This is a genomic window from Microcystis sp. M144S2 (genome assembly GCF_020246065.1).
GTDB classification, from domain to species: Bacteria; Cyanobacteriota; Cyanobacteriia; order Cyanobacteriales; family Microcystaceae; genus Microcystis; species Microcystis ichthyoblabe_A.
Map to the genome: position 1 here is coordinate 1 of NZ_JADBTR010000175.1, position 5171 is coordinate 5171.

Genomic DNA, 5171 nt, shown 5'->3' on the forward strand with positions numbered 1-5171 from the left:
ACTTGATTTCAGTTTTTTCTTTGTCAGTAAGGGTGTCAACAAGGAATATTACAAATTGTTAACCGAGTCTTGAAAGCCTTGTGCCACAAAGGTTTGAAATGTTAAGAAAGATGTGACTAAAGGACAGCTTAATAAGGGGGGTATCTGATGATTTTTAACGCCTACCTACTTAACTTTTGGATAGGATGCACAGTTAGCATTCATAGCGTGAGTCAGCAACACCGCAGAAAAATTAATTCTGACTCAAAAATAAACTGGGCAATCCGATCAGATTATCCTGCTTAAAAAAGATCGAATTTTGTTGTCGCAATTTACCGATTAATCTTGTTACTGTTACTCTGGTAGTGCCGATGGCGCTGGCAATTTGAGCGTGAGTTAGGGGATAGGGGAGATAATAGCCTTCTACACAGGGTTGACCGTATTCTTCCAATAATAAAACCAAGAACCCCATTAATCGATCGAGGGAGCGTTTTTGACCGAGAATACTCAACCAAAATAACTTACGCTGGTATTGATGGCGAAAAGTTTCCATAACAGCCGATCGCAATTGCGGCCATTTTTCTAGGTCTTCCCAGTATAACCAGACTAACTCGGTTCCGTCTAGATGAGCTTGGGCTTGTAATTGAAAGGGAAATTGAGAAACAATCTCAAAAGGTTGACCTGCACCCACAAAACCGAGAAATACTTCCTCACTATCGGCAATAGGTAGTTGACGGGGAAATTTTTGGTCGATAACGTTAACTTGTGCCTTACCAACAATACGAATCGCCCCAGATTCGACAAAGTATAATAGCCCGGGGCGCGTGGCTACTTTTTCATCTTTGGCAAAGGTATGATTACGATAATGGGATTTTGCCCAGTTAAAGATTTCTGTTTCTTGACCGATTAAGGGTATAAAATCCGACGAAGGAACCGAAGAAGACATTAAAATTAATAACCCATTGGGGCGTTGAGGGAACTGTAAACTAATGTAACAAAAAATTGCTGCGATTGGGGGGGGGCTTGTGGCCGCTAGATGGTTATCGGTCAATAATCCCTAAAAGTTGCGGGGATTGAGCAGATAGGAGAATTATTAAGTATTCTTAACAGAATACCCGCCCCAATGTTACAAAAGCTAGATAATCACCTTATCTATTCTTAACTTTTTCTCGCTTTTCTGGGGACTATGGCATAAGATAGGATGCGTGACTATTAGTTTTCTATCTATGATATAGCGTTTCTCTTAAAGATGAAGTATAAAGAAATTTGGCATTATCTCTTGGCGACCGGCTACTGTTAACCGTTCCCTGTTCCCTAAAACCAGATACTTTGTACCTCACTATTAAGATAACTGCTATAGATGATAGTTGATAGATAATTTAAATTTATACTTTTCCTTAAAAACTTCGGTCAAACTTGTATGAATAGCATTAGACAAAAAGTGGAATCCCTCTTGAATCAATTACCGGATGATTGTTCAATTGAAGATATTCAGTATCATTTATACGTTCTGGAGAAGGTGCGTCAAAGTTTGAGCGCTGCTTCTCTAGAGAATACAATCCCCCAAGAAGAAGTTGAGGGTCTTTTAAACAAATGGCTGATCGAGTGAATTATCGCCTTGTCTGGTCGCCCAAAGCAATTGAAGACGTGGATGCGATCGCATCTTATATTAGTCGAGATTCCCCGTCCTACGCGGCGGCCGTCGTGCGTCGAATTCTTGATATAAGCTATTCTTTAGAAAATTGTCCCCTAGAAGCGAAAAAATGCGCCGAATTTAGCGATGATACTATCCGAGAAAAGGCTGCCTATGCCTACCGTCTGATCTATCAAATTCAAGGGGTGGTAGTTATTATAGCGGCGATCGTCCATAGTAAGCATTTCTTGGATTGATCGAGTCAGTGATCAGTGATCAGTGATCAGTGATCAGTAGTCAGATTTGAATTTTCAGTTCACAAGGGCTGAATCTAATACCAAATTTGTTAAGCTAAAAGCTTTAATTTACTCAGTTTCTAACCTTCTTTTTAGGTAGGAGAATTGCCAGATTCTTTCTTGGAGCCTATTGCCCGTTGCCCGTTGCCTGTTGCCTGTTGCCTTCAGTTCACTGTTTACTGATCACTGAAAAGTCCCCCACCCCCCAATTTTGAGCCTAATTCCCGCTTAATCCGGTTGAGAATCGAGGTTTCATCGAGGGAATCGAGAATACTGGCTACCACTGCCTTCGGGCCATCGGGTCCCCAGGTGGCCCCATTAGCGAGATAGGTTTTCGTCACTTGGCCGATCGCATAACAGGATACACCGGCAACTCCCGCTTGAGTCAGGGCGATCGAAGTATAGGGAAGGAGAGAAATGCCGCCAGTGGCAGGAATCGAGAGGCCAAGCAGTCCTTTGAGGGAACTTAAGCCCAAAACCGCTAAAAATTCGCTGGCACTAATACCCCCCATATTGAGGGCAATTTTTTGTAAAAGAGCGATCGCCCCCCGACGAGTTAAATCGATGCCGTATAAGCGAGAAAGAGCGAGAATCATGGCCAGATCGATAACTGCTCCCGTAAACAGATCCAACACCGTCACCGGATTGAGAGCGATCGCCGATGCTTTGATCATCACTGCTTTTTGAATCAATTGATTAGCCCCGCGATCGCGGATAGCCATTTTGCGGGCGACAATTTGCTCGTTTACCTCGTCCGCATACAGCATAGAATTGAGTGCTACGAGCGATTTACCCTCTCGCTCTAGAATTTCCAAAATTTTGAGTTTCAGAGCTTCTATCTGGGGTTTTCCACGAAATCGTTGCGTTTTTAGCCGCCCATCCTGCTCCTTGACGGTCTCCGTCAAGAGGGGAGAGGCCGCCACCATAACAATCTCATCGGGGGAGAGTAATTCTTTCACCCGTTCTGAGGCGATTTTCTCATAGATAGCGAGGCGATCGACTTCCGGATACTGATCGATTTTATTAAAGACCAAAATCATCGGTTTTCCCGCTTCCCGCAACTTCGCCAGGGCGGAAAATTCCACTTTGGTCATATCACCGGAGATGATAAAAAGGATTAAATCCACCTGCTGCGCCACCTGACAGGCGAGAATTTCCCTCGTTTGCCCATCTACCTCATCAATACCGGGAGTATCAAGCAATTGCACCTGAGCATTACCCTGGCCGTTCAGGGTCAGACGCGCTAGATTAGGGAAAGTATCATCGCTGCTTAACTGCCAATTTACCCCTTTAATGGTGCGGGTAACTCCGTGTAGAGGACCGGTTGTAAAGATTTCTTGACCGACCAGAGCATTTAAAATCGAGGATTTTCCCCGGCCCACCAGGCCAAAAGCGGCAATTTGAATCAGGGATCGATCGAGTTTTTCCAGCAGGGCTACTAGGCGATCGATCTCCGCTTCTAGACCAATTTTCTCGATCGAGGTAAGATCCAGACGATCAACAAGTTTGCCCAGAGAATTGCGTGCCTGATTGTAGTTGAGTTCTTCTTGAATAGTGCCGACACCTCGAAGTGCTTGTTCTAGGTCTTCGGTATTCCAAGCTTGATCGAGGAACGGGTCAGAGGTCATTTCAGTTATCAGTTATCAGTTATCAGTTATCAGTGATTAAGTGGGTGGGTGTTAAAAATTGTCAGATAAGCTAAGACGCATTTAAAGCACTTATTCTTAAGATTAGCCGAATCTCCCCCAATCCCTTTACTGTTGCCTCTTGCCTCTTGCCTCGTCTCAACAAGCAATTTAAATGCTTAACAGCTTACCTCCCTTATCAAGGGGGGATCAAGGGGGGATTAAGGGGGGATTTATCTTCAATTATAACCAGCTTATTATTAAGGATAATCAGGATGAGTGTCATCTACGACTTGGAACACATCACCAGCTATCATTATCGTAAACCGGTAACTTTTGGGGAACATCGGGCGATTTTTTTGCCCAGCGCCGGTCACGGTGAAAGAATTATCAGTTATTCTGTAGAAGCGAATATTGCCGCCAAAACGCGCTGGACTATGGATACTCTATCTAACAACGTGGTAGGGCTTGAATTCACTGAAGCAGCGTCAGAATTAATCGTTACCTGTCGATTACGGGCGGAACATTTTGGCTTAAAAGCGATCGCTGATTTTCCCCTCGATCAACGGGCGATCGAAATTCCCATCCAGTACACCCCCGATGAATGGTCAGATCTAGTGGTGTTTATGCGTCCCCACGCCGAGGATGCCGACGGCAGCCTGGCAGCTTGGGCCAAAAGTTTTGTAGCGGGGGATCAAGATGATACCCTCGATGTCATGGCAAGAATGATGGCGGCTATCAAAGATAATTTTACTTACCAATCCAGGGAGAGTGAAGGAACTCAATCCCCCGGAGAAACCCTGCGGCTAAAGTCGGGAACTTGTCGCGATTATGCTTGGTTGATGATCGAAGCTTTGCGAAGATTGGGTTTAGCCTGTCGTTTTGTCAGTGGCTATCTCTACGATGCTGCCCTCGACGGTGGTGAAGTGGGAATGACTGGCTCTGGTGCTACCCATGCTTGGTTACAGGTTTATCTACCGGGGGCCGGTTGGCGTAATTATGATCCGACTAATCAAATTACCGCCGGCTTTGATTTAATTCGAGTGGCGATCGCTCGTCATCCCAGCCAAATTATACCTCTTTCCGGTTCTTGGTTTGGTGATGCCGATGACTATTTGTCTATGGATGTTAAAGTGACCATTCGCAAGCTGGGGACGCTGCCAGATTTTGATCCCAGGGAATAGGTTGAATTTCGGGTTTTTCCTTTTTAGGATTATTGTTACTGGGGAGCTTTCTACTGTCTTGGACTTCCTTAATAATGAGCGAATTAAGTCCCGCCGCTGCTAGAGAAATTGAACGTTGAAGTTAAAGCCATCGCCTGAGTTTTTCCTATCTGCATTTGGCAGAATTTAGGGCGCGTTAGACGGCGACAATCTCTACTTAAACTTGAATCTGACAATCCGTCGTAACGCACCACACCTATCATTAATTTATTTGGTGCGTTAGCGATAGCGTAACGCACCCTACTATTACTACTGACTCATAGCTGTTATAATCAGATAACTCTCCCAGCCAGGGGAAAAACTATGACAACTCTCGACATTTTACCAGAAGTTACCTGTCCCCCCACCGATTTATGGAGTGATGAACCACCCTTGGAAAGTGATTTACACCTGCAACAGATCATAATTCTTCTCA

The 5171-nt window shown here is 44.6% G+C and carries 5 protein-coding genes and 1 pseudogene; 4 read left to right on the forward strand and 2 right to left on the reverse strand.

Going from position 1 to position 5171, the window contains the following annotated elements:
• Window positions 1-232 precede the first annotated feature (232 nt).
• Entirely contained in the window at window positions 233-925 is a 693-nt protein-coding gene (locus tag IM462_RS19915) for a Crp/Fnr family transcriptional regulator (protein ID WP_287703200.1), read from the reverse strand.
• Window positions 926-1399: 474 nt separating this feature from the next.
• On the opposite strand from IM462_RS19915, the gene IM462_RS19920 reads away from it, so the two are divergent.
• On the forward strand, window positions 1400-1588 hold the full coding sequence (locus IM462_RS19920) for a hypothetical protein (protein ID WP_002752772.1): 189 nt from the start codon (window positions 1400-1402) through the stop codon (window positions 1586-1588).
• Complete coding sequence (locus IM462_RS19925; RefSeq protein WP_002745933.1) at window positions 1573-1869, forward strand: type II toxin-antitoxin system RelE/ParE family toxin; 297 nt, start codon at window positions 1573-1575, stop codon at window positions 1867-1869. Before IM462_RS19920 ends, IM462_RS19925 begins: the two co-directional genes overlap by 16 nt.
• Window positions 1870-2084: 215 nt before the next feature.
• Here IM462_RS19925 and IM462_RS19930 read toward each other — a convergent pair whose 3' ends face one another.
• Window positions 2085-3536, reverse strand: a complete 1452-nt coding sequence (locus IM462_RS19930; RefSeq protein ID WP_287703202.1) for a GTP-binding protein — start codon at window positions 3534-3536, stop codon at window positions 2085-2087.
• A 272-nt stretch (window positions 3537-3808) separates the two neighbouring features.
• On the opposite strand from IM462_RS19930, the gene IM462_RS19935 reads away from it, so the two are divergent.
• Both IM462_RS19935 and IM462_RS19940 read left to right on the forward strand, forming a co-directional pair.
• Window positions 3809-4717 (forward strand): transglutaminase family protein, encoded by a 909-nt coding sequence (locus IM462_RS19935; protein WP_287703204.1) that lies wholly within the window; start codon window positions 3809-3811, stop codon window positions 4715-4717.
• A 342-nt stretch (window positions 4718-5059) separates the two neighbouring features.
• Window positions 5060-5171 (forward strand): annotated as a pseudogene (locus IM462_RS19940) (Uma2 family endonuclease); the annotation flags it as partial.